At 73.0% G+C, this 1,348-nt stretch carries 1 protein-coding gene; it reads right to left on the reverse strand.

Features of this window, described 5'->3' with window-relative positions; all coding sequences use genetic code 11:
• A partial coding sequence (locus tag ABZ641_RS37645; RefSeq protein WP_359989102.1) for a molybdopterin cofactor-binding domain-containing protein occupies positions 1 to 1,348 on the reverse strand: 1,348 nt, incomplete at both ends.

Below are 1,348 nucleotides of genomic sequence, written 5' to 3' on the forward strand. Positions count from 1 at the left end.
TTGCCGTGGTCGACGTGGGCGACGATGGCGACGTTACGGATGTCGTTGCGCGTGGAGCAGTCGCGGCGACCTGGCCGAGGGCGATCCGGCGTTCGGGTTCGCCGTCGACGGCGAGGCAGCCGGCGTGGACGACGAGCTGCTCGGGCTCGGCGCCGAGGAGCACGGCCGCGACCCGACGCGCCTTGGCGAGGACCTGTTCGGCGGCCAGCTTCACCGCCGTGCCGCCGACGACCGTGGTCCGGCTGGCGAAGGTACCGGAGCCGTCCGCGAGGATGTCGGTGTCGGAGAGCACCACCGCGACGGACCCGGTGGGGACGTCGAACTCCTCGGCGACGATCTGCGCCATGACGGTCTCCACGCCCTGGCCGACGTTGGCGCCGCCCATGGCGACGCGGATCGCGCCGGTCGCCCCGATGTCGACGACGGCGCTGTCGTGGCCGAGGCCGGCCTTCTCCAGGATCACCGCGCAGCCGGCGCCGACCAGCCGCCCCTGCGTCCGGGCCTGCCGGGCCTCCTCGCGCCACGCCTCGTAGCCGAAGAGTTCCCGGGACTTGTCGAAGTGGTCCAGGTGGTCCTTGCCGTCGAGGAGCATCGGCGCGCCGAAGATGTGCAGCGGGCGCTGCTGGGGGAGTTCGCCGCCGTGCAGCAGGTTGATCCGGCGCAGCTCGACCGGGTCGACGCCGAGGCGGTCGGCGGCGAGGTCCATGGCGTGCTCGCGGACGAAGTTGTGCTGGAACCGGCCGGGCGCGCGGTAGGTGCCGACCGGGGTCTTGTTGGTGGTGACGATGTGGACGCGGCTGCGGCAGGCCGGGATCCGGTAGGGGCCGGACATCATGGCGGAGGTGAGGACGGCGACCACGGCGCCGTGGGTGCGGACGTAGGCGCCGGTGTCCATCCAGGCCTCGCCGCGCAGGCCGAGCAGGCGGTGCTCCGCGTCGAAGGCGAGCTCGATGCGGTGCTCCTGCTCGCGGGCGTGGTTGGCCGCGACGAGGTGTTCGGTGCGGTCCTCGGTCCACTTGACGGGCCGTCCGGTCCGCAGCGCGAGCAGCGGGACGAGCAGGTCCTCGGGGTAGAACTCGCCGCGGATGCCGAAGCTGCCGCCGGCGTCGGTCTCCAGCATGTGGATCTGGTGCTCCGCCAGACCGAGCATCTGCGCGGTGATCCGCCGGTTGACGTACGGGACCTTGGTGGCGCCCCAGACGGTCATCCGGCGGGCCCGGGCGTCCCAGTCGGCGACCAGGCCGCGGGTCTCCAGCGGGGTGCCGCTGTGCCGGCCGACCCGCAGGTCGGTGGTGACGGTGTGCGCCCTCCGCGTAGAACAGTTCGGCGGCCGTGTCGAGCAGCCTCT

The sequence above is a fragment of the Kitasatospora sp. NPDC007106 genome, from assembly GCF_040634455.1.
Lineage (GTDB): Bacteria > Actinomycetota > Actinomycetes > Streptomycetales > Streptomycetaceae > Kitasatospora > Kitasatospora arboriphila.